Annotated in this window: 19 protein-coding genes; 11 read left to right on the forward strand and 8 right to left on the reverse strand. The window is 71.1% G+C overall.

Annotated features, from left to right (window positions below):
* Positions 1 to 97: 97 nt before the first annotated feature.
* A complete protein-coding gene (locus G4Z16_RS30365) occupies positions 98 to 961 on the reverse strand; it encodes a DeoR/GlpR family DNA-binding transcription regulator (RefSeq protein WP_197353769.1) in 864 nt (287 codons plus the stop codon).
* Positions 962 to 1,248: 287 nt separating this feature from the next.
* On the opposite strand from G4Z16_RS30365, the gene G4Z16_RS30370 reads away from it, so the two are divergent.
* Positions 1,249 to 3,624 carry a hypothetical protein gene (locus G4Z16_RS30370; RefSeq protein ID WP_246531403.1) on the forward strand — a complete coding sequence of 792 codons (2,376 nt, stop codon included), beginning with the start codon at positions 1,249 to 1,251 and terminating at the stop codon, positions 3,622 to 3,624.
* Here the strand turns inward: G4Z16_RS30370 and G4Z16_RS30375 are convergent.
* Positions 3,594 to 6,071, reverse strand: coding sequence for a right-handed parallel beta-helix repeat-containing protein (locus tag G4Z16_RS30375; protein WP_197353770.1), 2,478 nt, complete (start codon positions 6,069 to 6,071; stop codon positions 3,594 to 3,596). The genes G4Z16_RS30370 and G4Z16_RS30375 overlap by 31 nt on opposite strands.
* Positions 6,072 to 6,339: 268 nt before the next feature.
* On the reverse strand, positions 6,340 to 6,942 hold the full coding sequence (locus tag G4Z16_RS30380; RefSeq protein WP_197353771.1) for an Rv1733c family protein: 603 nt from the start codon (positions 6,940 to 6,942) through the stop codon (positions 6,340 to 6,342).
* Positions 6,943 to 7,345: 403 nt separating this feature from the next.
* On the opposite strand from G4Z16_RS30380, the gene G4Z16_RS30385 reads away from it, so the two are divergent.
* The gene (locus tag G4Z16_RS30385) at positions 7,346 to 8,761 is read left to right on the forward strand and encodes a family 2B encapsulin nanocompartment shell protein (RefSeq protein WP_197353772.1); all 1,416 of its coding nucleotides are present in this window, start codon (positions 7,346 to 7,348) and stop codon (positions 8,759 to 8,761) included.
* 105 nt (positions 8,762 to 8,866) lie between these two features.
* Positions 8,867 to 10,261 (forward strand): family 2B encapsulin nanocompartment shell protein, encoded by a 1,395-nt coding sequence (locus G4Z16_RS30390; RefSeq protein WP_197353773.1) that lies wholly within the window; start codon positions 8,867 to 8,869, stop codon positions 10,259 to 10,261.
* 47 nt (positions 10,262 to 10,308) lie between these two features.
* Here the strand turns inward: G4Z16_RS30390 and G4Z16_RS30395 are convergent, their stop codons facing one another.
* Complete coding sequence (locus G4Z16_RS30395; RefSeq protein WP_197353774.1) at positions 10,309 to 12,702, reverse strand: phosphoketolase family protein; 2,394 nt, start codon at positions 12,700 to 12,702, stop codon at positions 10,309 to 10,311.
* 126 nt (positions 12,703 to 12,828) lie between these two features.
* On the opposite strand from G4Z16_RS30395, the gene G4Z16_RS30400 reads away from it, so the two are divergent.
* The 3 genes from G4Z16_RS30400 to G4Z16_RS30410 all read left to right on the forward strand — a co-directional run bounded on the left by G4Z16_RS30400 (position 12,829) and on the right by G4Z16_RS30410 (position 16,168).
* Complete coding sequence (locus tag G4Z16_RS30400) at positions 12,829 to 14,181, forward strand: GAF domain-containing protein (protein WP_197353775.1); 1,353 nt, start codon at positions 12,829 to 12,831, stop codon at positions 14,179 to 14,181.
* A gap of 65 nt (positions 14,182 to 14,246) precedes the next feature.
* On the forward strand, positions 14,247 to 15,770 hold the full coding sequence (exaC, locus tag G4Z16_RS30405) for an acetaldehyde dehydrogenase ExaC (RefSeq protein ID WP_197353776.1): 1,524 nt from the start codon (positions 14,247 to 14,249) through the stop codon (positions 15,768 to 15,770).
* Positions 15,770 to 16,168 carry a DUF779 domain-containing protein gene (locus G4Z16_RS30410; RefSeq protein WP_197353777.1) on the forward strand — a complete coding sequence of 133 codons (399 nt, stop codon included), beginning with the start codon at positions 15,770 to 15,772 and terminating at the stop codon, positions 16,166 to 16,168. The genes exaC and G4Z16_RS30410 overlap by 1 nt, the downstream gene beginning before the upstream one ends.
* Positions 16,169 to 16,280: 112 nt before the next feature.
* Here the strand turns inward: G4Z16_RS30410 and G4Z16_RS30415 are convergent, their stop codons facing one another.
* Both G4Z16_RS30415 and G4Z16_RS30420 read right to left on the reverse strand, forming a co-directional pair.
* Entirely contained in the window at positions 16,281 to 17,135 is an 855-nt protein-coding gene (locus tag G4Z16_RS30415) for an MOSC domain-containing protein (protein WP_197353778.1), read from the reverse strand.
* Positions 17,136 to 17,186: 51 nt separating this feature from the next.
* Positions 17,187 to 17,723, reverse strand: a complete 537-nt coding sequence (locus G4Z16_RS30420; RefSeq protein ID WP_197353779.1) for a DUF6643 family protein — start codon at positions 17,721 to 17,723, stop codon at positions 17,187 to 17,189.
* Between the two features lie 224 nt (positions 17,724 to 17,947).
* On the opposite strand from G4Z16_RS30420, the gene G4Z16_RS30425 reads away from it, so the two are divergent.
* Positions 17,948 to 19,225 carry a TerD family protein gene (locus G4Z16_RS30425; protein ID WP_197353780.1) on the forward strand — a complete coding sequence of 426 codons (1,278 nt, stop codon included), beginning with the start codon at positions 17,948 to 17,950 and terminating at the stop codon, positions 19,223 to 19,225.
* A gap of 28 nt (positions 19,226 to 19,253) precedes the next feature.
* On the opposite strand, the gene G4Z16_RS30430 is transcribed toward G4Z16_RS30425, so the two are convergent.
* Entirely contained in the window at positions 19,254 to 20,387 is a 1,134-nt protein-coding gene (locus G4Z16_RS30430) for a glycosyltransferase (RefSeq protein ID WP_197353781.1), read from the reverse strand.
* 108 nt (positions 20,388 to 20,495) lie between these two features.
* Here G4Z16_RS30430 and G4Z16_RS30435 point away from each other — a divergent pair, with 108 nt between their 5' ends.
* Together G4Z16_RS30435 and G4Z16_RS32190 are read left to right on the forward strand one after the other, a co-directional pair.
* On the forward strand, positions 20,496 to 21,281 hold the full coding sequence (locus G4Z16_RS30435) for a glutamate racemase (RefSeq protein WP_197353782.1): 786 nt from the start codon (positions 20,496 to 20,498) through the stop codon (positions 21,279 to 21,281).
* Positions 21,282 to 21,441: 160 nt separating this feature from the next.
* Entirely contained in the window at positions 21,442 to 21,762 is a 321-nt protein-coding gene (locus G4Z16_RS32190) for a hypothetical protein (protein WP_207794555.1), read from the forward strand.
* On the opposite strand, the gene G4Z16_RS30440 is transcribed toward G4Z16_RS32190, so the two are convergent.
* The gene (locus tag G4Z16_RS30440; protein ID WP_197353783.1) at positions 21,755 to 22,843 is read right to left on the reverse strand and encodes an O-antigen ligase family protein; all 1,089 of its coding nucleotides are present in this window, start codon (positions 22,841 to 22,843) and stop codon (positions 21,755 to 21,757) included. The two genes, G4Z16_RS32190 and G4Z16_RS30440, sit on opposite strands and share 8 nt — an antisense overlap.
* Before the next feature lie 189 nt (positions 22,844 to 23,032).
* Here G4Z16_RS30440 and G4Z16_RS30445 point away from each other — a divergent pair, with 189 nt between their 5' ends.
* On the forward strand, positions 23,033 to 23,515 hold the full coding sequence (locus G4Z16_RS30445) for an NUDIX hydrolase (protein WP_197353784.1): 483 nt from the start codon (positions 23,033 to 23,035) through the stop codon (positions 23,513 to 23,515).
* Positions 23,516 to 23,630: 115 nt separating this feature from the next.
* A complete protein-coding gene (tal, locus tag G4Z16_RS30450) occupies positions 23,631 to 24,755 on the forward strand; it encodes a transaldolase (RefSeq protein ID WP_197353785.1) in 1,125 nt (374 codons plus the stop codon).
* Positions 24,756 to 24,763: the final 8 nt, after the last annotated feature.

Consider the following 24,763-nt stretch of genomic DNA (forward strand, 5'->3'; position numbering starts at 1 on the left):
GTCCGATTGCATCAGGCCAGGGACGTACGTCCCGCGGCGGACGGCCCGAGGGTGCCGCGGGCGGGGCCTTCCCTCAGTCCGGGGAGAGAGAGCCCCGTCAGCCGTCGGACGCCGCCTGTTTGCTTGCCGGGCCGAGTCCGCGCCCGCCCGCGACGACCAGCTCCCGGATGTGCTCCCGGATGCGCTCGCGGGTCTCGTGCGGCAGGCCCCCGTCGGTGACGAGGGTGTCGACCTGCTCCAGCGACGCGAACGAACTCAGCCCGACCGTCCCCCACTTGGTGTGGTCCGCGACCACGACCACCCGCCGCGCGGAGCCGACGAGGTGCCTGTTCGTCTCGGCCTCCGCCAGGTTCGGGGTCGACAGTCCGGCCTCGGGGGATATGCCGTGCACACCGAGGAAGAGGACGTCGAAGTGGAGCGCGCGGATCGCGGTGTCGGCGACCGGACCGACCAGCGAGTCGGAGGGCGTACGCACACCGCCGGTCAGGACGACCGTCGCCGCACCCGTGCCCGCCCGTGACCCGCCGGACGTGCGGCGCTGCGCGGCATGGAAGACATCGGCTACCCGCACCGAGTTGGTGACCACCGTCAGGTCCGGAACCTCCGTGAGCTGCTGCGCCAGCGCGTAGGTCGTCGTCCCGCCGGACAGCGCGATCGCGGCGCCGGGCTTCGCCAGCACCGCCGCGGCACGGGCGATGTCCTCCTTCGCCGACTGCTCCAGCGACGACTTCGCCTCGAAGCCCGGCTCGTGCGTGCTCGCGTCCGCGAGGGGCACCGCGCCGCCGTGCACCTTCTCCAGGGTGCCGCGGCGGGCCAGCACGTCCAGATCGCGGCGGATCGTCATGTCGGAGACCATCAGTCTCCGCGTCAGCTCGTTCACCCGGACGCCGCCGCGTTCGCGCAACTCCTCCAGGATGAGCGCACGCCGCTGCTCGGCGAGCAGGTTCTGGTTGTCGCCCATCGTGTTCACCGTGCCCTCGTCCCTTTGCGCCGCCGCCGCGTCCCCCGCGCGGCCATCCTCCCACCTGCTGCACGAGGAAGCCCACGTCACGATTTCGCGTGGCTTGTGTGTGGACGGCCTGTGCCGCCCCGCCACGGGAAGGATCCTGGAGGGAGATCAGGAGCACGCAACACCCCCGGGGGAGCTGAGAATTGCAGACGGCCGAGCACGGCGACGGGTACGAGGCATCCGGTGCGGCTTTCGCACCAACCACACCGGGAGAGTCGGGAGTTGAGCCTCCGCCAGGTCTGAATCTGGAACTGCTCGTGCACGGGGTCGGCGGCACGACACCCCAGGAGATGCTCGGCGATCCGCGCATCGAGCGGATCACCGGCGACACCACCGCGGCCGTCTACCGGCGAGCCGACGACGTCGACGCCGAGGCCCGGCCGCAGGACTATGCGGACAAGCCGGTTCCGGAGGCGTATTCCTGGTCGAACCTGACCTCGGGCAACGGCGCTCGCGCCCTGTGGCTGATCCTGCTGCCGTTCATGGTCGCCAACCTCGCGCACTGGATGCGCCCTGCCGACTACGGTCCCCGCCTCGCGCTGGCGCGGGTGCACGGCGTGCTGGTGCGTCTGGTCGCCCTCAGCCTCACCGTGCTGCTGGTCGCGGCCGCCTGCGAGGTCGCCCTCGACCTCGTCGCCTGGCAGTGTGCGGGCTCCACCGGGTGCGCAGACGAGCGTTCCTGGCTGGGATTCATGGCGCAGGGCCCGTCCGGCTCAGGCGGCTGGTGGAGCCAGCCCGGCCGCCGTCTGGCCCTGGCCGCCGTCGTGCCCGCCGCGGTGACGGTGCTGCTGTGGTGGCTCTCGCACCGCACATGGGCGGCGTACGAATCGCAGCCCCCGCTGCGCCGGCCCGTCGACGAGTACGACATGGAGGCCCGGCACCGGCCCGCGCTGTGCCTGCCCGGGTTCTGGTACGGCAAGCGGCTCGTGGCGCGGCTGCGTGCGGCGCACACCGCCGCCGGGTTCCTCACTGTCGCCGCCGCCCTGGCCGCCGCGACCACGCGCTACGACCGCAAGCCCGGCGGCAGTTCCGCACTCGACTCGGTGGGCTGGCTGACCGAGGTCCTCGTCGTCGCGTGTGCGGTGTGGGTGCTGTACGTGGTGTGCCGCCGGGGCCGCAAGGAGAGCGAGCCCGACGACGCCGTCGACAAGATCACGGTGCGGGCGCTGCCGGGCATCAGCGCCGGGGTGCTGCTGCTGGCGGCCGGGCACGCCGCCTGGTCCCGTCCGCAGTGGGTCTCCCGCGGCGGGGAACTGCCGGGCGACGAGACCTTCGGCGTGCTCGCCGTCGCGCAGGGCATCCTGGTGGCGGCGATCGGCGTGCTCGGCATCGTCCTCCACCGCCGTCGTCCCGCGGAGCGCACCGCGCTGAAGGGCCTGGGCTCCGCCTCGGTCGCGATGCTGGCGTGTGCGCTCGGGGGTGTGATGTCCGGCGGAGTCACGCAGCGGGTCGGGGACTGGCTGGACGGCTCCGGCACCCCCGGCATGGGCAACGGGCTGATCGAGGGGCCGCCCGTGCTGCTGACGTGGCAGTCGTCGGCCATTCCCGTGATGCTCGGCGTGGTGCTCCTGCTGGTGCTGTGGTTCCTCCTCCAAGTCTCCCGCCGCAGCCGGGAGATGACCGACGACGTGGAACGCGGCTACCCGGAATCCCTGCCCGACGCCTCCCGTTCACGCCGCATCGCCTCTGTCATCGCACGCGCGGCGCTCACCGACTCCACCCCATGGCTGGTGGGCACCACCGCGGCCATAACGCTGCTGCTCGGCGGCGCCGGCGTGCTCGGCACCTGGCTCACCGGCGAGGTCCCGGGACGCGCCGCCGACGGACTGCCCGCCGTGCTCGACGGATTCGCCGACACCGTCCAGGTGCTGGGCTCGTGGCTGATCGGCCTCGTCTTCGTCCTCTTCATCACCTGGGCCCGCCGCGCGTACCGGGACCCTTCCGCGCGGCGCACCATCGGCATCCTGTGGGACGTCGGCACCTTCTGGCCGCGTGCCGCGCATCCCTTCGCCCCGCCCTGCTACGCGGAGCGCGCGGTGCCCGATCTGGCCTGGCGGATGGCAACTTGGACGGAGCAGACCGGTGGACGGCTGGTGATCTCCGGGCACTCACAGGGCAGCGTGCTGGCCGCGGCTGCGGTCTGGCACCTCGACCGCGTCACCCGGCGGCAGGTCGCCCTGCTCACCTACGGCTCGCCGCTGGAGAGGCTCTACGGGCGCTGGTTCCCCGCCTACTTCGGCCCGCGGCAGCTCCAGGACCTGCACCAGCAGGTGGACCGGTGGCGGAACCTGTGGCGGCTTACCGACCCCATCGGCGGCCCCGTGCGTATCGACGGTGGCGCCGTGGTCGACCGCGGTCCGCTGCTCGACCCCCTCGAATACGGCCGCACACTCCAGCACCCGCTGCCCGCCCCGATCCTGGGCCACGGCGAGTACCAGGCGGACCCCGTCTTCGACGAGGAGAGGGATCTGCTGCTGCTCAGCATGCGAAGGCACGAGCAGGCGTCCGGCGATGCGGAGAAGGGCGCCGCCGCGAGTCTGCCGCATCAGGGCGCGGCGGAGGGCGCCGCGGACGGTACGGACGCTCAGACGGATTCGGGCAGGTCGTCCTCGTAGAGGAGAGTGAGGTCCTCGGTACTCGGGTCGGACAGCTGCGCCACCCGGCCCGCGTGCCGCTCGACCATCGACTCGAACGTCTGCCGGGCCGTGCGCCCGTTGCCGAAGGAGGGCCCCTTGGGCAGTGCGGTGAAGTGCTTCAGCAGCGCCTCGGTCGCGGCCTCGCCCAGGTGGTACTCGTGCTCCTCGGCCTGCTGCTCCACGATCCGAAGCAACTCTTCGGGCGTGTAGTCGCCGAAGGTGATGGTGCGTGAGAAGCGGGAAGCGACACCGGGGTTGACGGCCAGGAAGCGCTTCATCTCCGCGGTGTATCCCGCGGCGATGACGACCACTTCCTCGCGGTGGTCCTCCATCAGCTTCACCAGGGTGTCGATGGCTTCGCGGCCGAAGTCGCGCCCGCCGTCCTCCGGTGAGAGCGCGTAGGCCTCGTCGATGAAGAGCACGCCGCCCCGCGCCCGGTCGAAGGCCTCCTGGGTGCGGATCGCCGTGGAGCCGATGTGCTCGCCGACGAGGTCGACGCGGGAGACCTCCACCAGATGACCGCGCTCGAGGACACCGAGGGCGTGGAGTATCTCTCCGTACAGCCGCGCGACGGTCGTCTTGCCGGTGCCGGGGGAGCCCGTGAAGACCAGATGCCGCCGCACCGACGCCGCCTTGAGCCCTGCCTCCTGACGCCGGCGCCCCACCTCGATCATGTCGGTGAGCGCCCGCACCTCTCGCTTGACGCTCTCCAGGCCCACCAGCGTGTCCAGTTCGCCGAGGACCTCCTGGGCGGGGCGTGCGGGTACGGCAGAAGGCTCTGCTTCCCCACCCGCCGCTGAGTCCTTCTGCGCCTTTGCGGTCTGCTGCGCAATCGCGGCCTTCGCCGGCAACAGGGACGGAGGGATCGCGTCCGCGTCCGGGGTGCCGAGTGGTGCCGGAGCCTGGGCCGAGGTGGCGGGCGCGGACGTGCCGCCCTCCCCGGGGGCCGCCACGAGGGCGGTGTCGTCGCTCCTGCAGTCCTCGACGACGGGCCCCTTCTCCGCGAACTCGAAGCCGCCGCGGGCACACCGCTCCGTGCGGCACCGCCGGAGCGTCGTGCGGCAGCCGTCGATGACATGGAAGCCGTAACCCTGCGATCCGCTCACCCGGCAGCCGTGGAAGGTGCCGCGGCCCTCGGCCGAGACGTAGAAACCCGCCTCGGACGGCGCGGTGACGGTGCACCGGTCGATGTCCGGGTCGGCTCCCTTGGTGACGATGAAGCCCGTTGCGACGCCGTCCACCGTGCAGTTGGCGAGCGTGCCCCCGCTTCCGTGATCGCGGAACCACGCGCCCGTCGCGGCCTCCCGGATGCGGCAGTCGTCGAGCTGCACCGTCGCGCCGTCGCTCACCGAGACGGCGGTTCCGCGGACCTGGCTCAGATCGCTGTCGACGACGTCGGCGCGTGAGCCGCGGTCGAGCACGAACAGGGCGTCCGGCACGGTGTGCACGCGGCAGGAGTCCAGCACGACGCTTGCACCGTCACTGATCCACACGGCCGGGTAGTCGCCCGTACTCTCATGTATCTCGCAGCTGTTGGCGTCCGCGCGGGTGCCCGGGTCCCACACCGACAGGCCGTTGCGGCCGAAGCGGCGCACGGTGGAGCGAGTGAGGGTGAGCACCGAACGGGACCGCAGGTCCAGCGCGTTCTCGGGGATGTCGTGGATGTCGCAGTCGGCGAGCGTGAGGACCGCGTCGGTGTCCAGGGTCACGCCGTCGGCCGAGGTGCGGTGGACGCGGCAGTCGGTGAGATGCCCCGTGGCGCGGGAGACGACCTGCACGCCGCTGCCCTTGATCTCGTACACCTCGCAACCGACGGCCTCGGCGGCGCTGCCCTCGCCGTGCAGGGACAGGCCGGCGCCCGTCGCGTGGTGCACGCTGCAGCGCTCCAGCCGCGGGTGGGCGCCGTCACGCACCGACACCCCGGACTGGCCCGCCGAGACGACCTCGCACTCCTCGTACACGCCGCCCGCGCCGCCGGTGACGGTGATGCCCGTCCCCGCCGGGTTGTCGACGGTGCAGCGCCGCACCGTGGGGCGGGCGCCGCCGCGCACCTCGATCCCTGACGCCGAACGCGTCATCACCCTCAGGCCGTTCAGCTCCGCGGCCCCGTCCTCGACCAGCAGCGCGGGGGAGGCGGCGTCCTGAGCCTCGATCTGCAGGTGCTGCACGACGGCGGAGGACCGTACGGTCAGGGCGACGCCCTCGGTGGGGGCGATGCGCACCGAGCCGGAGGCGGCACGCTCAGGTCCGCGCAGGGTGACGGTGCGCTCCAGCACCAGGTTCTCCCGGTAGGTACCCGGGGCGACGGTGATCACGTCTCCGTCGGTGGCGGCCTCCAGGGCGGCCGCGAGAGAGCCGTACTCTCCCGTGCGGCGCCGCCACCGCGACGTACCGGCGTGCGTCACCTGCACCGAGCCCTGTGCCATGGACAGTTGTGCCCCAACCTCGAAGTTCCTGTGGCGCGTTGAAATGCGCACCGGAGAGGCACCACCGTAGCGTGCGTGCGGACCGGCGCAGTCACGTGTCCGCACTTCGGGCGCACGATGACCACCGTCCGTCCGCTGCTCGCGGCTTCGGAGGGCACGGATCCACCGCGCCGGTACTCGGAACGCGGGGCCGGAGGGCCCGGGGTACGGCCGGGACCGCCAGGGACGAGCACGGCCCGCGGCCGGGAGCGCCCGGCCCGGCCGTGGCTCAGTTGTTGGAGCCGGTGCGTCCCCAGTCGGGACCGATGCGGGACCATTCCGCGTCCCACATGTCGTACCGGCGGCGCAGCAACTGCCGCATGGTCAGCCGGCGTCCGGCCTCCATGGCTCCGACGGCGCCGGCGCCGGCCGCCAGTCCGGCGAGAGCGGCGTACGAGGACGCGGTCTGCGAACTCATGGGACGGGTCGTCGCCGTGCCCGCGGCGTCCGTCCAGATGCGGAAACGCTCACCGGGCTGCACGTGCTGCCTCGTGGTGACCGTGCTCTTGTGCGTCTCGCCGTCGGGACCGGCCCAGTGGGCGACCACATGACGGCGGTCGGGCTGGTGCGAGGAGGACTCGGGATCGGAGTCCGTCAGCGCACGGTCCTGGACCGATTCGGCCATCGCCCATACCTGGTGACGGCCCTGCCGCTGCTCCTCGGCGTTCTTCAGCAGTGCTCCGTGTGCCGCGGAAGCTCCGAGCCATCCGATGATCGGAGCGACGACGACGGCAAGGATCATGGCACCTAGTGCCAGCCAGGCCTCGCGGCGGTCGCTGCGACGGCACAACGGGTTGTCGCGCCAGCGCCACAGGCCGACGATCGCGCGCATGATTTCTCACCCCCTTCTCCACGTGCGTGAGTACCTCAAGCAGACAGGTACATGCGTGGGAGTAGGCCAAAGAGACTCAAATCACCGGAACGTGGTCATGGTTCCGGCCCCGTAGCCACCCCTTCGTGGAACACCGACCTTACCTGCAACGTCCTGGTTCTGTGGGGTCGGGGGGTGTGATGTGGGGCTGCACTGGGTGTCATCTTCGTCTCATCCGGGTCTGCGCAGGGCGCTCGGTGGCTGGTTTTCTCCGTCGAGCAGAGCCCGTTACCCACGCACTTGGCCGGTCATTCCATGGAATGCCGTCTCTTTTGAGCGATTGCCCGTTATGAGCACGCCGGATTAGCTTCGTCTGCGCAACGAGCGAATTGCCGGTGCGGACACGGAGATTGGCGGTATCCATATGGCGACTGCGGTGGAGACGAATTCCGGTGACGAGGATGCTGCGCAGCGGGCGCAGTCGAGTCTTGCGACAGAGGCCGCACGCAATCTCACCACGACCACCAAAACGCCCCCGCAGATGCAGGGAATCAGCTCACGGTGGCTCTTGAAGGTCCTCCCCTGGGTGCAGGTCCCCGGCGGCACCTTCCGCGTCAACAGGCGTCTGACGCACACCTTGGGCGACGGCCGCGTGGAGTTCGCCTCGACCGGCGCCGAGGTGCGGGTCGTCCCGCTGGAGCTGACCGAACTCCCACTGCTGCACGGCTACGAGGATCGTGCGGTGCTCGAAGCACTCGCGAACCGCTGCGAGCAGCGCGACTTCGGGCCGGGCGAGACGATCATCGAGGCCGGACGCCCGGCCGACCAACTGTTGCTCGTCGCCCACGGCAAGCTGCGCAAGACGACGGAGGGCAAGTACGGCGGCGAGAGCGTCCTCGGCGTGCTGGCGGACGGTGACCACATCGGGTCCGAACGCCTCACCGGCGAGCCGGGGAAGTGGGACATCACCCTCACATCGCTGACCAGCGGCACCGTGCTGACCCTCGCCCGGGAGTCGTTCGAGGAGATCGCCGGCCGGTCGGAGAGCCTGCGCGCGCAGACCGCCGCCGCGGCCTCCGCCCTGCCCGGACAGCGCACTCCCGACGGCGAATCCGCGGTGGAGCTGGCGTCGGGGCATGTGGGGGAGGCGGCGCTGCCGGGGACGTTCGTGGATTACGAACTCTCGCCGCGTGAGTACGAGTTGAGTGTGGCGCAGACGGTGCTGCGGGTGCATTCGCGGGTCGCGGATCTGTACAACCATCCGATGAACCAGGTCGAGGAGCAGTTGCGGTTGACGATCGAGGCCCTGCGGGAGCGGCAGGAGCACGAGATGGTCAACAACCGCGACTTCGGACTGCTGCACAACGCCGGTCTCGGTCAGCGCATCCACACCCGCACGGGTCCGCCCACGCCCGACGACTTCGACGAACTCCTCGCCACGGTGTGGAAGGAGCCGAGCGTGATCCTCGCGAACCCCAAGGCGATCGCCGCCTTCGGCCGCGAGTGCAGCCGCCGCGGCATCCAGCCCGACAGCACGGACGTGGAGGGCCACCGTCTTCCCGCGTGGCGCGGAGTGCCGGTCCTTCCGTGCAACAAGATCCCGGTCAGCCAAGAGGGCACGACCAGCGTGATGGTGATGCGTACCGGCCAGGAGAACCAGGGCGTCGTCGGCCTGCACCAGACGGGAATCCCCGACGAATATCAGCCAGGGGTCTCGGTCCGTTTCATGGGAATCGACGAAAAGGCGCTCATCTCCTATTTGGTGAGTGCCTACTATTCGGCGGCCGTACTGGTGCCGGATGCCCTGGGAATCCTTGAGGACGTCGAAATCGGCCACTGATCTGCCGGCGCAGGCACAGCAACCCGCGCGCACCCAACGGGATTTCCGGCCCGTCTCCCGGAACCAGTTCACGCTCAGGCACCAGCACGGAAGGTCTCCCGGTAGATGACCACCCAGCCCGACACGACGCCCGGCTCCGCACCCGGGCACAGCCTCAGCCTCACCACCGCTGCCGCACGCAACCTGACCACCACCACCAAGACACCCCCCCAGATGCAGGGGATTTCCTCCCGCTGGCTGCTGAAGGTCCTTCCGTGGGTGGAGACCACGGGCGGTACCTTCCGGGTCAACAGGCGTCTGACGCACACCTTGGGCGACGGCCGCGTGGAGTTCGTCGTCACCGGGGCCGACATCGGCGTGATCCCCGCCGAGCTCCGCGAGATCCCGCTGCTGCGCGGGCTGACCGACGACGCCGCTCTGGGAGCGCTCGCCGAACGGTTCGAGCAGCGGGAGTACGCCGCGGGGGAGACGGTCGTCTCACGCGGCGATCCGGTCCGGCTTCTCCTCATCGCGCACGGCAAGGTGAAGCGCACCGGCGTCGGAAAGTACGGGGAGGAGGTGTCCCTGGGCGTGCTCGCAGGCGGCGATCACGCGGGGGACCAGGCCCTCACACCGGAGCCGGGGGAGTGGGAGCAGACGCTCACCGCGCTGACGAAGTGCACCGTACTGGCGTTGCCCGTGGAGGAGTTCCGCGAAGTGGCGGACCGCTCACGGGCGTTGCGCACGTACCTCGACGAGTATCTCTCCCGCGCCATCCCACGGCAGAACAAGCGTGGCGAGGCCGAGATCGAGCTGGCGTCGGGGCACGCGGGGGAGGCGGCGCTGCCGGGGACGTTCGTGGATTACGAACTCTCGCCGCGTGAGTACGAGTTGAGTGTGGCGCAGACGGTGCTGCGGGTGCATTCGCGGGTCGCGGATCTGTACAACCATCCGATGAACCAGGTCGAGGAGCAGTTGCGGTTGACGATCGAGGCCCTGCGGGAGCGGCAGGAGCACGAGATGGTCAACAACCGCGACTTCGGACTGCTGCACAACGCCGATCTGGCCCAGCGCATCCACACCCGCACGGGCCCGCCCACCCCCGACGACCTGGACGAACTCATCTCCCGCCGCCGCAAGACGCAGTTCCTGCTCGCGCATCCCAAGGCGATCGCCGCGATCGGCCGCGAGTGCAGCAGCCGCGGCATCTATCCCCAGCAGACAGAACTGCACGGGACGGCTGTGCGTGCCTGGCGCGGGATTCCGCTGCTGCCCTGCAACAAGATCCCGGTCAGCCGGGAGGGCACGACCAGCGTGCTGGCGATGCGTACCGGCCAGGAGAACCAGGGCGTCATCGGCCTGCACCAGACGGGAATCCCCGACGAGGTCCAGCCCGGCCTGAACGTGCGATTCATGGCCGTCGACGACAAGGCCCTGATCTCGTACCTGGTGAGCACCTACTTCTCGGCTGCGGTGCTCGTCCCCGACGCACTCGGAGTGCTGGAGGACGTCGAGATCTGACGGGCACCCACGAGGGGGACATACAGGCCGGGCGGGGAGGAGGGACCTCAGCCGGAGGCCGCGGACCAGCTCCACTCCGCGACCTCCGGCAGGTCCGTTCCGTGCTCACGGATCCAGGAGTGGTGCCGGATCCGCACATCCTCCATGGCCTGACGCACCCCCGTCGCCCGCACGGGCAGTCCCGGAGTGCGGTCGATGACGTCCATCACGAGCCGGTAGCGGTCCATGTCGTTGCGCATCACCATGTCGAACGGCGTCGTGGTGGCGCCCGACTCCTTGTAGCCGCGCACGTGGAGCGAGTCGTGCACGGCCCGCCGGTACGCGAGACGGTGCACCAGCCACGGATAGCCGTGGTATGCGAAGATCACCGGCTTGTCGCGGGTGAAGACGGCGTCGAACTCGGCGTCGGGCAGGCCGTGCGGATGCTCCGTGCGCGGCAACAGCCGTGCGATGTCGACCACGTTGACCACGCGCACCGCGAGCTGGGGCAGATGCTCGCGCAGCAGCGACGCGGCCGCCAGCGTCTCCTGCGTGGGGACGTCGCCGGCGCAGGCCAGCACCACATCCGGCTCCCCGTCCGGCGCCTCGGTGCCCGCCCAGTCCCACACGCCGAGGCCGCGCTCGCAGTGGCCGCGTGCCTCCTCGAGCGACAGCCAGTCGAAGCACTGCTGCTTGCCCGCCACGACGACGTTGACGGTGTCGCGCGTGCGCAGCACATGATCCGCCACGCACAGCAGCGTGTTGGCGTCCGGCGGCAGATAGACCCGCACCACCTGGGGGCTCTTGTTCATGATGTGGTCGATGAAGCCGGGATCCTGGTGGGAGAAGCCGTTGTGGTCCTGCCGCCAGGCGTGCGATGTGAGCAGGTAGTTGAGCGAGGCGAGCGGCCTGCGCCACGGAACCTCACGCGAGCTCTGAAGCCACTTGACGTGCTGCCCGGCCATGCTGGCGACGATGTGCGCGAACGCCTCGTACGTGCCGAAGAGCCCGTGCCTGCCGGTGAGCAGGTAACCCTCCAGCCAGCCCTGGCACATGTGCTCCGAGAGCACCTCCAGAACCCGCCCCTGCGGACCGAGGTGTTCGTCGGTCTTGAGCGTCTGCGCCTGCCAGCCGCGTGAGGTGACGTCGAAGACGCCGTCGAGGTGGTTGGAAGCCGTCTCGTCAGGACCGAACAGGCGGAAGTCGCGCCGCTCCTGGGTGTCCGAGAACAACTCGGTCAGCGCTCCGCCCAGCACGCGCGTGGGTTCGTGCGAGGTGTGGCCGTGCCGTTCGACATCCACCGCGTGCGGTTCCAGCGCGGGCAGCGGCAGCTCACGCAGCAGGCGCCCCCCGTTCGCGTGCGGGGTGGCGCCCAGCCTGCGCTCTCCCTCCGGCACGCAGGCCAGGACCTGCTCCTCGGGCCTGCCCTCCTCGTCGAAGAGTTCCTGAGGCCCGTACGAGCGCAGCCAGTTCTCCAACTGCCGCAGCCGCGCCGGGTCTTCACGCACACCCGTCAGCGGGATCTGATGCGAGCGCCAGGTGTCCTCCACGGGCACGCCTTCGACCTCGGCAGGACCCGTCCAGCCCTTGGGAGTACGCAGCACCAGCATCGGCCAGCGCGGCCGGTGCACCGCGTCGCCGGCACGTGCCCGGGCCTCGCGCTGGTACCGCCCGATGCGCTCCAGCGCCACGTCGAAGGCCCCTGCCAGTGCGCGGTGGGTCTCGGCCGGCGGGGTGTCCGGGTGCGCGGTGACGTGCAGCGGGTCGTATCCGTAGCCGCGCAGCAGGGCGTCCAGCTCGTCCTCCGGCAGCCGGGCCAGGACCGTCGGGTTCGCGATCTTGTATCCGTTGAGGTGGAGCACCGGCAGAACGGCGCCGTCGTGCACCGGGTCGAGGAACTTGTTGGAGTGCCAGGCCGCGGCCAGCGGCCCTGTCTCGGCCTCCCCGTCGCCCACGACGGCGCACACCAGCAGATCCGGGTTGTCGAACGCCGCACCGTAGGCATGGGCCAGCGCGTAGCCGAGTTCGCCGCCCTCCTGGATCGAACCGGGTACGTCGGGTGCCGTATGACTGGGCAGGCCGCCAGGCTGGGAGAAGTCGCGGAAGAGGCTCAGCATGCCTTCGGCGTCGCGCCGCCGTGCGGGTTCGAGCTCGCCGAACGTCCCCTCCAGCCACGCCCCTGCCAGCACCGCCGGAGCGCCGTGCCCCGGGCCCCAGATGCCCATGGCCTCCAGGCCGTGCGTCCGGATGGCCCGGTTGAGGTGGGTGTACACGAGACCCAGCCCGGGTGCCGAACCCCAGTGCCCCAGCAGCCTCGGCTTGACGTGCTCCGCGCGCAGAGGCTCACGGAGCAGCGGATTGTCCCGCAGATACAGCTGGCAGGCGGAGAGATAGTTCATGGCTCGCCAGTGGGCGTCCAACTGGGCGGTCTCGGCGTCGGAGAGCGGAGGAGGCGTATGCATGGCGGATGGGTACCAGGGTGCGCCGCCTGACACACGTGGCCGCGTGCCGGGGAGTATCCCGAACCGTGTCGGATTGTCCGGGTCCACAGCGTTGCCTGGGGCTGTGACGCACGGCACGATGACGGTGTGCTGAATCCATGGCTGGCGCTGGAGACAGGGGCAGACGCGGCCGAGCGGACCGGTCAGGTGCGCCGCGCGCACGAGGAGTTCGTGACCCAGGGCGCGATCGGCGCGCAGGTGCGGAACGTGGTGGCCGAGTCCTGGCAGCGCTGCGCCGGTGCCTCCGTCGAGCCCGAGAGCGTGGCCCGGATCGACCTGGCGGACGACGACCTCGACGCGTACCGCTCGGCGCACCCCCTGGACCGGGTCATGCCCCTCTTCCGCGAGCTCCTCGGCACGGTCGCCGACGACGGCGCACACCTTCTCTCCGTGTGCGACGAGAACGGGCGCATGCTGTGGGTCGAGGGGCACTCCCAAGTCCAGCGCCACGCCGAGCGGATGAACTTCGTTCCGGGCGCCCGCTGGTCCGAGCGCTACATCGGCACCAACGCCCCGGGCACGGCGCTCGCCGTCGACCACGCCGTGCAGATCTTCACCGCCGAGCACTACTGCCGGCCGGTGCAGGCGTGGACGTGCGCCGCGGCCCCCGTGCACGATCCGCGCACCCACCGCCTGATCGGAGCGATCGACATCACCGGCGGCGACCATCTCGCCTCGCCCCAGAGCCTCGCGCTCGTCCAGGCGACGGCACGCGCCGCCGAGGCACACCTGGCCGAACTGGCGGCCGCGGGCGGCGCCTCCGCCGACGGTGCACCCGTGCTGAACGCGCTCGGCTGCGACGAGGCCCTGCTCGACGCCGGAGGCGGCACACCCGTGCGCCTGGGCAGGCGGCACAGCGAGATCATGGTGCTCCTGGCCGCGCACCCCGAGGGTCTCACCGGCGAACGCCTCGCCCTCGAACTCTACGGAGAACGGACAGTCACGCCGGTCACGCTGCGCGCCGAACTCTCCCGCCTGCGCGGACTGCTGGGGTCGCTGCTCGACTCGCGTCCGTACCGGCTGCGCACCGCACCGCGCACCGACCACGACGCCGTCGGCGAGGCACTGGCCGAGGGCGATCTGCCAGCAGCGCTCGCCGCCTACCGCGGCCCGCTGCTGCCGCTCTCCGAGGCACCCGGTGTCGTACGGCTGCGCAGGCGGCTGGAGGACCGGCTGCGCCGCGCCCTGCTCTCTTCCCGCGACCCCAGCCTGCTGGAGGAGTGGGTGCGCACACCCTGGGGCGAGGACGATCTGGAGATGTGGGAGGCGCTGCTGGCCGGACGCCAGGGCGGCGAGGCCCGCACCGCCGCCCTGGTCCGCCGCGTACGCGAACTGCGGCGCGCCTACGGCCTGGAGAACCCGCGGATGCCCCCCGCACGCCACCCGTACGCAGAGGACAGGGGAGCGCACGCAACGTATCGGCAACGTTCCCGTCCCTAGTCTCTCCCGCAATACCGGGCCCGCCGAGGGATGAGGCGGGCCGCCTGCACCAAGGGGAGGCAGTGATGAGCCGCTACGCCGCGCCCGGGTCCGACGGGGCCGTCATGAACTACAAGTCCCGCTACGACCACTGGATCGGGGGCACATACGTCGCTCCCAAACAGGGCGGCTACTTCGAGAACCCCACACCGGTCACGGGAGCGCCCTTCACCGAGATCGCCCGCGGCACCGCCGACGACGTGGAGCGGGCCATCGATGCGGCGCACGAGGCCGCCCCGGCCTGGGGCCGCACACCCCCTGCCGAACGCGCCGCGGTGCTCAACAGGATCGCGCAGCGCATGGAGGACCACCTCGAGGAACTGGCCGTCGCCGAGAGCTGGGAGAACGGCAAACCGGTGCGTGAGGCACTGGCCGCCGACATCCCCCTCGCCATCGACCACTTCCGCTACTTCGCCGGTGCGATACGGGCACAGGAAGGGTCGCTGTCCGAGATCGACGAGGACACCGTCGCGTACCACTTCCACGAGCCGCTCGGCGTGGTCGCCCAGATCATTCCGTGGAACTTCCCGATCCTGATGGCCGTGTGGAAGCTGGCGCCCGCCCTGGCGGCCGGCAACGCGGTCGTGCTCAAGCCTGCCGAACAGACCCCGGCCTCCGTCCACTTCTGGATGAGCCTGGTCGCCGACCTGCTGCCTCCGGGCGTCGTGAACATCGTCAACGGCTTCGGAGCGGAAGCGGGCAAGCCCCTGGCCAGCAGCCCCCGCGTGGCCAAGGTCGCCTTCACCGGCGAGACCACCACGGGCCGGCTGATCATGCAGTACGCCTCCGAGAACCTCAAGCCCGTCACGCTCGAACTCGGCGGCAAGAGCCCGAACATCTTCTTCGACGACGTCTCCGTGGCCGACGACGACTTCTTCGACAAGGCGATGGAAGGCTTCACGATGTTCGCCCTCAACCAGGGCGAGGTGTGCACGTGTCCCTCCCGTGCGCTCATCCAGCACGGCCACTACCGGGACTTCCTCGACGCGGGCATCGCCCGTACGGAGAAGATCGTCCAGGGACACCCGCTGGACACCGAGACCATGGTGGGTGCGCAGGCCTCCAACGACCAGCTGGAGAAGATCCTCTCCTACCTCGACATCGGCAAGCAGGAGGGCGCGAAGGCGCTGACCGGCGGCAGCCGTGCCGAGCTGGGCGGGGAGCTGGAGGGCGGCTACTACGTACGGCCCACCATCCTCGAGGGCAAGAACAGCATGCGCGTCTTCCAGGAGGAGATCTTCGGTCCGGTCGTCGCCGTCACCGGCTTCTCCGACTTCGACGACGCCATGACGACGGCCAACGACACCCTCTACGGGCTCGGCGCCGGCGTGTGGACCCGCGACGGAAGCACCGCCTACCGCGCGGGGCGCACGATCCAGGCCGGGCGTGTGTGGACGAACTGCTACCACGCCTACCCGGCGCACGCCGCGTTCGGTGGTTACAAGCAGTCCGGCATCGGCAGGGAGAACCACCGGATGATGCTCGACCACTACCAGCAGACCAAGAACCTGCTGGTGAGCTACTCGCCGAAGAAGCTCGGTCTCTTCTGATGTCGTCGGCGGAGCAGGCACAGGACCGGGCGCCGGCCCCGGCACCGGAGCGGGTCGGCCTCACCGAGGAGGCCGCCCGGATGATCCGGCAGCTGACGGACCAGCACGGGCCGCTAATGTTCCACCAGTCCGGCGGCTGCTGCGACGGCAGCTCTCCGATGTGCTACCAGCTCGGCGAGCTGCGCACGGGAGACTCGGACGTGCTGCTCGGGCGGCTGGCAGTGGAGGGCGTCGACGAACCGGTGCCGTTCTGGATGTCCTCGAGCCAGTTCGCGTACTGGAGCCACACCCACCTGACGGTGGACGTGGTCCCGGGCCGCGGCAGCGGATTCTCGCTCGAGGCGCCGGAAGGCGTGCGTTTCCTGATCCGCTCGCGGCTGATGGACGACAGCGGCTGAACTGCCGCCCGGATTCCCGGCGGTCCGGCTCCCCACCGGGAGAACCGGACCGCCGGAACAGCGGTGGAGGGGCGCTCGCCCTGGCACCTCCCAGGTGCCGAGCAGGCACCGCCTAGGCGAGCACCTCGACCGAGTCGCCGCTGCGCACCCTGCCCGTGCGCTCGGGGATCAGGTTCTGACCGAAGACCAACTGGTCCCCGAAGCGACGGTGGCGGGCGAGGGTGCGCAGCGGTTCCCTTCCTCGTACGCCCGACGTCTGGTCGGTGGTGGTCACCACGCAGCGCCCGCACGGCTTGGCCACGCGGAAGACGACCTCGCCGATGCGCAGCCGCCGCCATCCGTCCTCGGCCCACGGAGCACTTCCCGCGACGACGAGGTTCGGCCGGAAGCGGTTCATCGGCAGCGGGCCCTCATCGGCGTGATCGCCCTGTGCGATCAGGGAGTTGAGCGCGTCCAGCGAGGAGTCCGACGTGAGCAGGAGCGGGAAGCCGTCGGCCAGCGAGACCGTCTGCCCGTCAGGGGCGAACTGCGGGTCGATGGGGCGCCGCCGTCCGGGGGCGTCCAGGTGCACGAGCGTCACCGGTGTGCCGAGATACGCGGAGAACCAGTCGCTCGCCTCCGCGTCGGCGGGGACCACTTCGAGCTTCGTCCCGAACAGCCGCACGGGGACCGTCTCCCGGTCCGCCGGCGGCACGCCGATCTCGATCGGCTCCCTCCCCGGAGCCGTCACCGTCAGCGGCGCTTCCGCCGGACCTCCCCCGGAAGTGCCATCGAGGACCGGTACGGCCCGGACGAAGGCAAGGCGCGGCTGCTCCCGCTGCGTGACCTGGCTTCCGTCCGGAGACGTCAGCATCCAGCGCCTGTCTGCGGACGGCCCCCAAGGCTCGACCCTCAGCTCTTCACGCGTGATCCCCGCCAGTGCTTTCACCGGGTAGAGGTGGAGCGATGCCAGTCTCAAGGAGGCCATGCCGCCATCCTGCCACCCGCGCTGCCGGTCACCCGAAGGTGCCGGATCCGGTCAGTAGCCGCGACCGGGGTACTGCTGGCCTCCGTACGGGTCCTCGTAGGCGTTCGGCATCTGCCGGGGCGCCGCGGGACGCGGTGCGGCGGGACGGGGAGCGGCAGGACGCGGCGGCGCGACCGGCCGCATCTGCTGCGGCGGCTGCGGCTGTTGGTACTGCTGAGGCTGCTGCCGGGGGTCCTGGTATCCGCGCTGCGGCGGTGCCTGCTGCGGAATGTAGGGTGCGGGCGCCTGCTGGAGCGGCGCCTGCTGCAGGGGTGCAGGCTGTGCCATGCCGGGCTGCGGGGGCTGGTTGCCCATCCCCGGGTACCCCTGCGGAGGCGTGTGCTGCTGCTGGTGGCTCGGACCGGCGGGCAGCGCCGGAAGAGCGGGGGGAAGCGCGGCGAGGGAGGGCAGAGCGTCGTACGCCGACGGGACCCGGATGGGCGCGATCTGAGGAGTGCCACGCTCGTTCACGAGCATGTCGTAGATCGGCGTATCGGGGTACGAAGGGCCAGCGTAGTAGCCGCCAGGGGAGTAGCGGGGGGAGGTCATGCCCATAAGGTAAGCCCAAAATGTGGCCGTTGGGGACCCCGGTCAAGGAGCGGTTTCACGTGCTTGCGGTGACTCCCCGTCATCAATCCGAGCGAAACCGGGGAAATCGGTCACCAACACGTGTCGAGATGTTGTAACAGGAAGCGTCACCCGCAGGCACGCGGTGGGCGGAGCACCTGCACCGGCGGACATGGACGCCGGCGGACGAGGGGGAGTGGAGAGGCATGACGATGCGGAAGGGCACCAACGTCCCGGTCGCGGCGGCGTCGGTACGTATCGAGCTCGGGCGGGATTCCGGAGCGGGACCCGTGGACGTGGACGCCTCCGCCTTGCTGCTGACGGCCTCCGGCAAGGTCCGCTCCGACGACGACTTCGTCTTCTACAACCAGCCCCGTCACGCCTCCGGCGCCGTGACCCACGAGGGCAAGAAATCCGAAGGCGCCACCGTCGTGGACGTATTGAGCGCGGACCTGGACAGCGCCGAGCCCGGCATCGACAGGATCGTCCTCGCGGCCTCCGCCGACGGCGGCACCTTCGGGCAGGTCCCCGGACTGTACGTACGGATCGTGGACGCGGCCGGCGGGGCGGAGATCGCACGGTTCGACAGCACCGATGCCACCGTCGAGACGGCGTTCGTCCTCGGTGAGCTCTACCGAAGGCAGGGCGGCTGGAAGTTCCGCGCCGTCGGCCAGGGATACGGCAGCGGACTGGCCGGTCTGGCAACGGACTTCGGGATCAGTGTTGACGAGGGGACGGACACCGGCGCACCGGTGCGCGAAGCAGCGCCCACAGCCCCGCCGGCCGCTGCCGGTGTTCCGCAGCAGGCACGGCCGGCGACTCCCGCACCGGCCGCGTCCGAACCCGTGCGGCTGACCAAGGTCACGCTGACCAAGCAGGCCCCCTCGGTCTCCCTCACCAAGCAGGGCGGCACCGGGGGAGCTCTGCGGGTCAACCTCAACTGGCAGGTGCAGAAGCAGTTCTCGGGCTGGGGCCGCAAGCTCGGCAAGGCCGTGGCCGGCTACTCCGATCTCGACCTGGACCTGTGCGCCCTCTTCGAACTCGCCGACGGCCGCAAGGGCGTCGTCCAGGCACTCGGCAACGCCTTCGGCTCGCTGACCGAGCCGCCGTACATCCACCTCGACGGCGACGACCGCACCGGCTCGGTCGCTTCCGGGGAGAACCTCACCGTCAATCTGGACCGCGCGGCGGACCTGCGGCGGATCCTCGTGTTCGTCACGATCTACTCGGGGGCGCGCAGCTTCGAGGGCGTCCACGGCACCGTCACCCTCCAGCCGCAGCACGGCGCCGCCGTGGAGTTCTCGCTCGACGAGTGCACCGTCCCGTCCAACGTCTGCGCGCTCGCGCTCATCACCAAGGAGGGCGGCGACCTCGTCGTGCACCGTGAGGCCCGCTACCTGGTCACCCAGCGAGGCAGCAGCCCGCAGCGCACCGTCGACGCGGCCTACGGCTGGGGCATGCAGTGGACTCCCGGACGCAAGTGAACTGCCGCCCGCCTCAAGGCGTTCGCCCTCAGGCGTAGGTGCGGCCCTTCCAGGCGGCACCGCGCCCGCGATGGTGACGCAGCGCGGAATCGAGCGTCATCAGCAGATACAGGGCCGCCGTCACGGGCAGCGCGAGCGCCCGCCACGGCGGCTGCCGGTAGTAGCGCAGCATCGGGACGTACGTCAGCGCCATCACCGCCCAGGCCGCCGCGCCCACGGGTGAGCCCGCCAGCGCGGTCAGCGGCGGCACCAGATACACCAAGGTCAGCCCCGCCACCGTGCCCAGGAGCACCAGCGGGCTGTTCCCGAGTTGTGCGTACGCGCTGCGCGCCACCATCCGCCACAGCTGCGGCAGCCGTTCGTAGGGACGCACGCTGTGCACGCCGTCCGCCAGCCCCAGCCAGATCCGGCCGCCACTTCGTTTGACGGCGCGTGCGAGCGTCACGTCGTCGATGACGGCATGCCGGATGCTCTCCGGGATGTGCGCGCGCACGGCCGCATCGGTGCGCAGCAGCACGCAGCCGCCGGCCGCGGCGGCGGTACGGGACGTGGGCCGGTTGACCCGGCCGAAGGGATAGAGCTGCGCGAAGAAGTAGACGAAGGCGGGGACGATGAGCCGCTCCCACGCGCTGTCCGCCCGCAGCCGGGCCATCTGGGAGAGCAGGTCGAGACGGGCGCCGGTCGCCGCGCTGACCAGGTCCCGCAGCGAGTCCGGCGCGTGTGCGATGTCCGCGTCCGTGAGCAGAAGGAAGTCCGCTCCGGTCCGTTCCCGCGCGAGTGTCATGCCGTGCCGCAACGCCCACAGCTTGCCGGTCCAGCCGGGTTCGGGCTCGCCGGGCGAGGTGACGGTCAACGGCAGGCCGTGCGGGGCCCGTTCGCGCGCGAGGCATTGCGCCAGTTCGCCGGTGCCGTCCGAGGAGCCGTCGTCGACGAGGAAGATCTCGGCCCGCCCCGGATAGTCCTGGGCGAGCAGACCGGGAAGGCTGAGCGGCAGGACCTCCGCCTCGTCCCGGGCCGGCACGACGACCGCCACCGCGGGCCAGTTCTCCGGCTCCGGCCGCGGCGGCAGCCGGATGTCGGTACGCCAGAAGCGGGCCTGCCCCAGCAGCAGCCACAGCCAGGCGGCAAGTGATCCCGAGGCGATCCAGGTCAGGGCGCTCATCCGCCGCAGTCTGCCGCACGGCGGGCGGTGCGGACGGTGCGCCGGGGCCGTGGTGCCGCCGGATGAGGCCGCATGGCCCGCTTGGCCCATCGACTACAGTGGCGTGCCGTGAAGATCGCGTTGGTGGACTCGGGTATCGGCCTTCTCGCGGCGGCGGCGGCCGTACGCAGAGCACGTCCCGACGCGGATCTCGTCCTCTCCAGCGACCCCGACAGCATGCCGTGGGGTCCGCGCAGCGCCGACGACATCACCGCCCACGCCCTGGCCTGCGCGAAGGCCGCCGGTGCCCACGAGCCGGACGCCCTGATCGTCGCCTGCAACACCGCCTCCGTACATGCCCTGTCGGCGCTCCGCGAGGAGCTGGAGCCGGACCTCCCCGTCATCGGGACGGTGCCCGCCGTGAAGCCGGCCGCGCAGGGCGGAGGTCCCGTCGCCGTCTGGGCCACTCCGGCGACCACGGGCAGCCCTTACCAGCGGCGCCTCATCGCCGAGTTCGGGAAGGACGCCCAGTTCACGGAGGTCCCCTGTCACGGCCTCGCGGACGCGGTGGAGACGGCGCAGGAACATGCCGTCGACGTGGCCATCGGTGCGGCCGCCGCGCTCACGCCCCGCGGTGTGCGCGCCGTCGTCCTCGGGTGCACGCACTACGAACTCGTCGGCGAACGCATCCGCGCGGCCGTCTCGGAGGCGGACGGCACACCGCCGGTGCTCTTCGGCTCCGCCGGCGCGGTCGCCGCCCAGGCCCTGCGCAGGATCGGCACCGGCCCGGACCCGGGGGCCGCCCCGACCGGCGGGCTGACGGTGCTCCTCGCGGGGCGTACGGCCAGGCTGCCCGAGGTCGCGAGCACCTACGCCGAGGGCCGGCTCCTTGCGGGCGCCCCCGTCACGCCTTGATCCGGCCGCCGGGGGCCCGCCGTGACCTGCGTTCCATGAGCCGAGCACCCGCGGGCCTCACCGGGGGCTGACCGGGCCCGACCGGGCCTGACCGGCGGTGCGGCCAACCGCGCGCACCGGCTGCCGGAGTCGCTCGGCGCCGCATGTGCGGGTCCCTCCGGTGCTGGGCGCGCGTGCCCCGTGGGAGCTGAACAGCGCGCCCCTGCCCATGTCCGTCGTGAGCTGCCTCGCCGCCGGACTGCCGGGCCTCTTCGGCACTCTCGCGTTCGTCCATGTGCGCGTCAGCGTCGACAGCGAAGCCGTCGAACTGCGCTGCGGGCACGCAGGCGGCGCCGCATCCCGCTCTCCGACGCCCTCGCCGCGGAGAAGACGAGGGGCTGCGGCTTCAGGACGGGCAGACCTTCACCTTCCCTTGGACGACGCGGAGTCGGCGGCGCGGGCCACCCGCGGTCACCTTTCGCAGGGCGCCCGGCTCAGCTGAGCCGCCTCGCGCAGGCGATGCCCGCGAGTAGCCCCGCGCCCGCCGTCACCTGCGTGAAGCTCAGTGCGTTGCCTATCGCCGCCAGGGCGGCGAGCGCGGAGAGCGCCGCGCCCGCCGTCAGCACGACGGGTGTGGGCCTGGGCGAGGCCCACAGGGCGAAAAGCAGCCATCCGAAGGCGCAGGCGAGCAGCGCCAGACCCGGCAGGCCCTGCTCGGCCGCGACCTGCAGCGGAGCGGAGTGCGGCTTGCCGTCGGAAGGTGCCGCTTCCCGCTCGGGCTGCGCGCCGTGTGCCGTGTACGCCGCCGGCGCGGTGCCGGTGCCCGTGCCGCCCGCCGTGACGCTCAGATCCCGGAACGTGTCGGGGCCGGTGCCGAAGAGCGGGTGGTCCTGCGTGAGGGTGAGGGCGTCCCGCCACAACTCGACCCGGTGGAGCGTCAGTTGCTCGTGCAGGGCGACCGGTGTCCCGCGCGGCTGTTCCTCCTGGGCCACGACGAAGGTGACGCCCGAGACGGCCGCGGCGGCGACTGCGAGAGCCGCCAGGAACATCGGCCGCCGGCGTATCCCTCCGGCGACGAGGGAGCACAGCAGTACGCCCAGGGCGGCCGCGAAGCCGACCGGGGTGCCTACGAGCAGGGCGCACACCACCGTTGCGGCGGCTGCCAGCCGCAGGCCGTTGCGCACGGCACCCACCGGTGCCGCCCACGCGGCGCAGCAGAACGCGCCGACAGAGAGCGTGAGGAGAGCGGCCGTCACACCCGAACGCCCCGCCGGTCCCGCGAATTCGATGCCGCCCGGGATTACATGCGAGGACGTCGGGCCGAAGAACGCGAGAAAGACCCCCGCGGCTCCCGCTCCGGCCGCCGCACCGGCAGGCAGTAATGAACCCGCGATGCGTCCCGTGGCGTATCCGCCGCCCACCGCGAGGACGGCGAGCAGCATCCCCTCCGGCCGGGCGTCACGCCCCGCGGCTGTGACCAGCGCCCACGCGGCACAGGCCCCCAGCACGAGCACCCCAATGACGTCGGCGGTACCGTTCTCCCGTTCACGCACCCCTGACGAACCGAGCACCGGTGACGTCATCCCCTGCGACCCCCCGAAACCGGCGCACCCCGTGCCCCCGGCCGGTCGGACGGGCGGCGCAGGCTGCGACTTCGCGGCTCAACGGTAATGCGTGACAGGCGGATTGTGGATATCTCGTACGCGAGTGATGTGCCTCCGGTGAACGTCGGCGGACGAGGACCGCGTCCCGAACCGCGTAGGCTCAGGATCATGGCGACACCCGAATTCATCCGCAGGATCCGCGCCACCGCAGGTCACCAGCTTCTCTACCTGCCGGGTGTGAGCGCCGTCGTGTTCGACGAGGACGGCCGTGTGCTGCTGGGCAGGCGGGCCGACACGGGGAACTGGTCCATCATCGGCGGCATCCCCGAGCCGGGTGAGCAGCCCGCGGCGGCGGTCCAGCGCGAGGTCGAGGAGGAGACAGCCGTCCGGTGCGTGGCGGAACGGGTGGTTCTCGTGCAGGCGTTGGAGGAACCGATCACCTACCCCAACGGCGACATCTGCCAGTACATGGACATCTGCTTCCGCTGCCGCGTCACCGGGGGAGAGGCCCGGGTCAACGACGAGGAGTCCCTTGAGGTGGGCTGGTTCGGGCTGGACGCGCTGCCGCCGATGGAGGAGTCCGTCGTGACCCGCATCAAGCAGGCCACCGGGGACGGTCCCACCTGGTTCGAGGGGATCGGCCGCGGCTGAGCCGGCCGGACCACCCTCCTGACCGTGAGCGAAGGCGCAGGTCACGGGCGCACGGAGCCGTGGCGTTACGTTGGAGTAGAGGGCTGCTCGGGGGAGACGACCTGAGGAGACGAGCATGACCGGCACCCTGGAACGGCTCGCGGACGAAGGCGTGGCTCCCTGGCTGGACGACCTGAGCCGCGAGCGGCTGGCGAGCGGCGGGCTGTCCCGGCTGGTGAGCGAGCAGGGCGTCGTGGGCATCACCAGCAATCCGACGATCTTCGACAAGGCGATCGGTTCCGGGCTGCACTACGACGCGCAGATCACGGACCTCGCCCGGCGGGGCGTGGGTGTCGCCGAGGCGGCCCGGCTGCTGACCGCCTACGACGTGCGCTGGGCGTGCGATGCCCTGCGCGACGTGTACGAGATGACCCACGGCCTGGACGGACGCGTCTCGATCGAGGTGGCCCCGCAGCTGGCGAAGGACACCATGGCGTCCCTCGCCGAGGCGCGGGACCTGTGGTGGCAGGTGGACCGGCCCAACCTCTTCGTGAAGATCCCCGCCACCCGTGAGGGCCTGGGAGCGATCAGCGCGGCCCTGGCCGAGGGCATCAGCGTCAATGTGACCCTGATCTTCTCCCTCGACCGCTACGCCGAGGTCATCTCCGCCTTCCTCTCCGGAATGGAAGGGGCGCAGGCCGCCGGGCACGACCTTTCCTCCATCGCGTCGGTCGCGTCCTTCTTCGTCAGCCGCGTCGACACCGAGACCGACAACCGCCTGGACAAGATGGGCAGTTCACAGGCGAGGGCACTGCGCGGCCGCGCGGCCATCGCCAACGCCCGGCTCGCCTACGGGCAGTTCGAGCAGGCCCGAGCGAGCGACCGCTGGCGGGCACTCGAGGCGGCCGGGATGAAGCCGCAGCGTCCGCTGTGGGCCTCCACCGGCGTCAAGGACCCGGCCTTCGACGACACCCGCTACGTCGTGGAACTCGTCGCGCCCGACGTCGTGAGCACCATGCCGGAGGCGACTCTCCGCGCGGTCGAGGAGCACGGAGAGATCAGGGGCGACACCATCCATGGCACGTACGCGGAGTCCCAGCAGATCCTCGACGACCTCGACGTGGCAGGTGTCTCCTACCACGACGTCGTGACGACCCTCGAGGAAGAGGGCATAAGGAAATTCTCGGACTCCTGGCGCGACTTGTTCGGGACGCTGGACGAGGAGCTGCGTACCGCCGCCTCGAAGAGCCGGTCCGCATGAGGCCTTGC

This window comes from Streptomyces bathyalis (assembly GCF_015910445.1).
GTDB classification, from domain to species: Bacteria; Actinomycetota; Actinomycetes; order Streptomycetales; family Streptomycetaceae; genus Streptomyces; species Streptomyces bathyalis.

Excerpts from the sequence above, each read along its gene's own strand:
- G4Z16_RS30385 (WP_197353772.1), top strand. The coding sequence starts at position 7,346 with ATGGCGACTGCGGTGGAGACGAATTCCGGTGACGAGGATGCTGCGCAG.
- exaC (WP_197353776.1), top strand. The coding sequence starts at position 14,247 with ATGAGCCGCTACGCCGCGCCCGGGTCCGACGGGGCCGTCATGAACTAC.
- G4Z16_RS30440 (WP_197353783.1), bottom strand. The coding sequence starts at position 22,843 with ATGACGTCACCGGTGCTCGGTTCGTCAGGGGTGCGTGAACGGGAGAAC.
- G4Z16_RS30365 (WP_197353769.1), bottom strand. The coding sequence starts at position 961 with ATGGGCGACAACCAGAACCTGCTCGCCGAGCAGCGGCGTGCGCTCATC.
- G4Z16_RS30420 (WP_197353779.1), bottom strand. The coding sequence starts at position 17,723 with ATGACCTCCCCCCGCTACTCCCCTGGCGGCTACTACGCTGGCCCTTCG.
- G4Z16_RS30395 (WP_197353774.1), bottom strand. The coding sequence starts at position 12,702 with ATGCATACGCCTCCTCCGCTCTCCGACGCCGAGACCGCCCAGTTGGAC.
- G4Z16_RS30425 (WP_197353780.1), top strand. The coding sequence starts at position 17,948 with ATGACGATGCGGAAGGGCACCAACGTCCCGGTCGCGGCGGCGTCGGTA.
- G4Z16_RS30415 (WP_197353778.1), bottom strand. The coding sequence starts at position 17,135 with ATGGCCTCCTTGAGACTGGCATCGCTCCACCTCTACCCGGTGAAAGCA.
- tal (WP_197353785.1), top strand. The coding sequence starts at position 23,631 with ATGACCGGCACCCTGGAACGGCTCGCGGACGAAGGCGTGGCTCCCTGG.
- G4Z16_RS30445 (WP_197353784.1), top strand. The coding sequence starts at position 23,033 with ATGGCGACACCCGAATTCATCCGCAGGATCCGCGCCACCGCAGGTCAC.
- G4Z16_RS30410 (WP_197353777.1), top strand. The coding sequence starts at position 15,770 with ATGTCGTCGGCGGAGCAGGCACAGGACCGGGCGCCGGCCCCGGCACCG.
- G4Z16_RS30430 (WP_197353781.1), bottom strand. The coding sequence starts at position 20,387 with ATGAGCGCCCTGACCTGGATCGCCTCGGGATCACTTGCCGCCTGGCTG.
- G4Z16_RS30380 (WP_197353771.1), bottom strand. The coding sequence starts at position 6,942 with ATGCGCGCGATCGTCGGCCTGTGGCGCTGGCGCGACAACCCGTTGTGC.
- G4Z16_RS30375 (WP_197353770.1), bottom strand. The coding sequence starts at position 6,071 with ATGGCACAGGGCTCGGTGCAGGTGACGCACGCCGGTACGTCGCGGTGG.
- G4Z16_RS30390 (WP_197353773.1), top strand. The coding sequence starts at position 8,867 with ATGACCACCCAGCCCGACACGACGCCCGGCTCCGCACCCGGGCACAGC.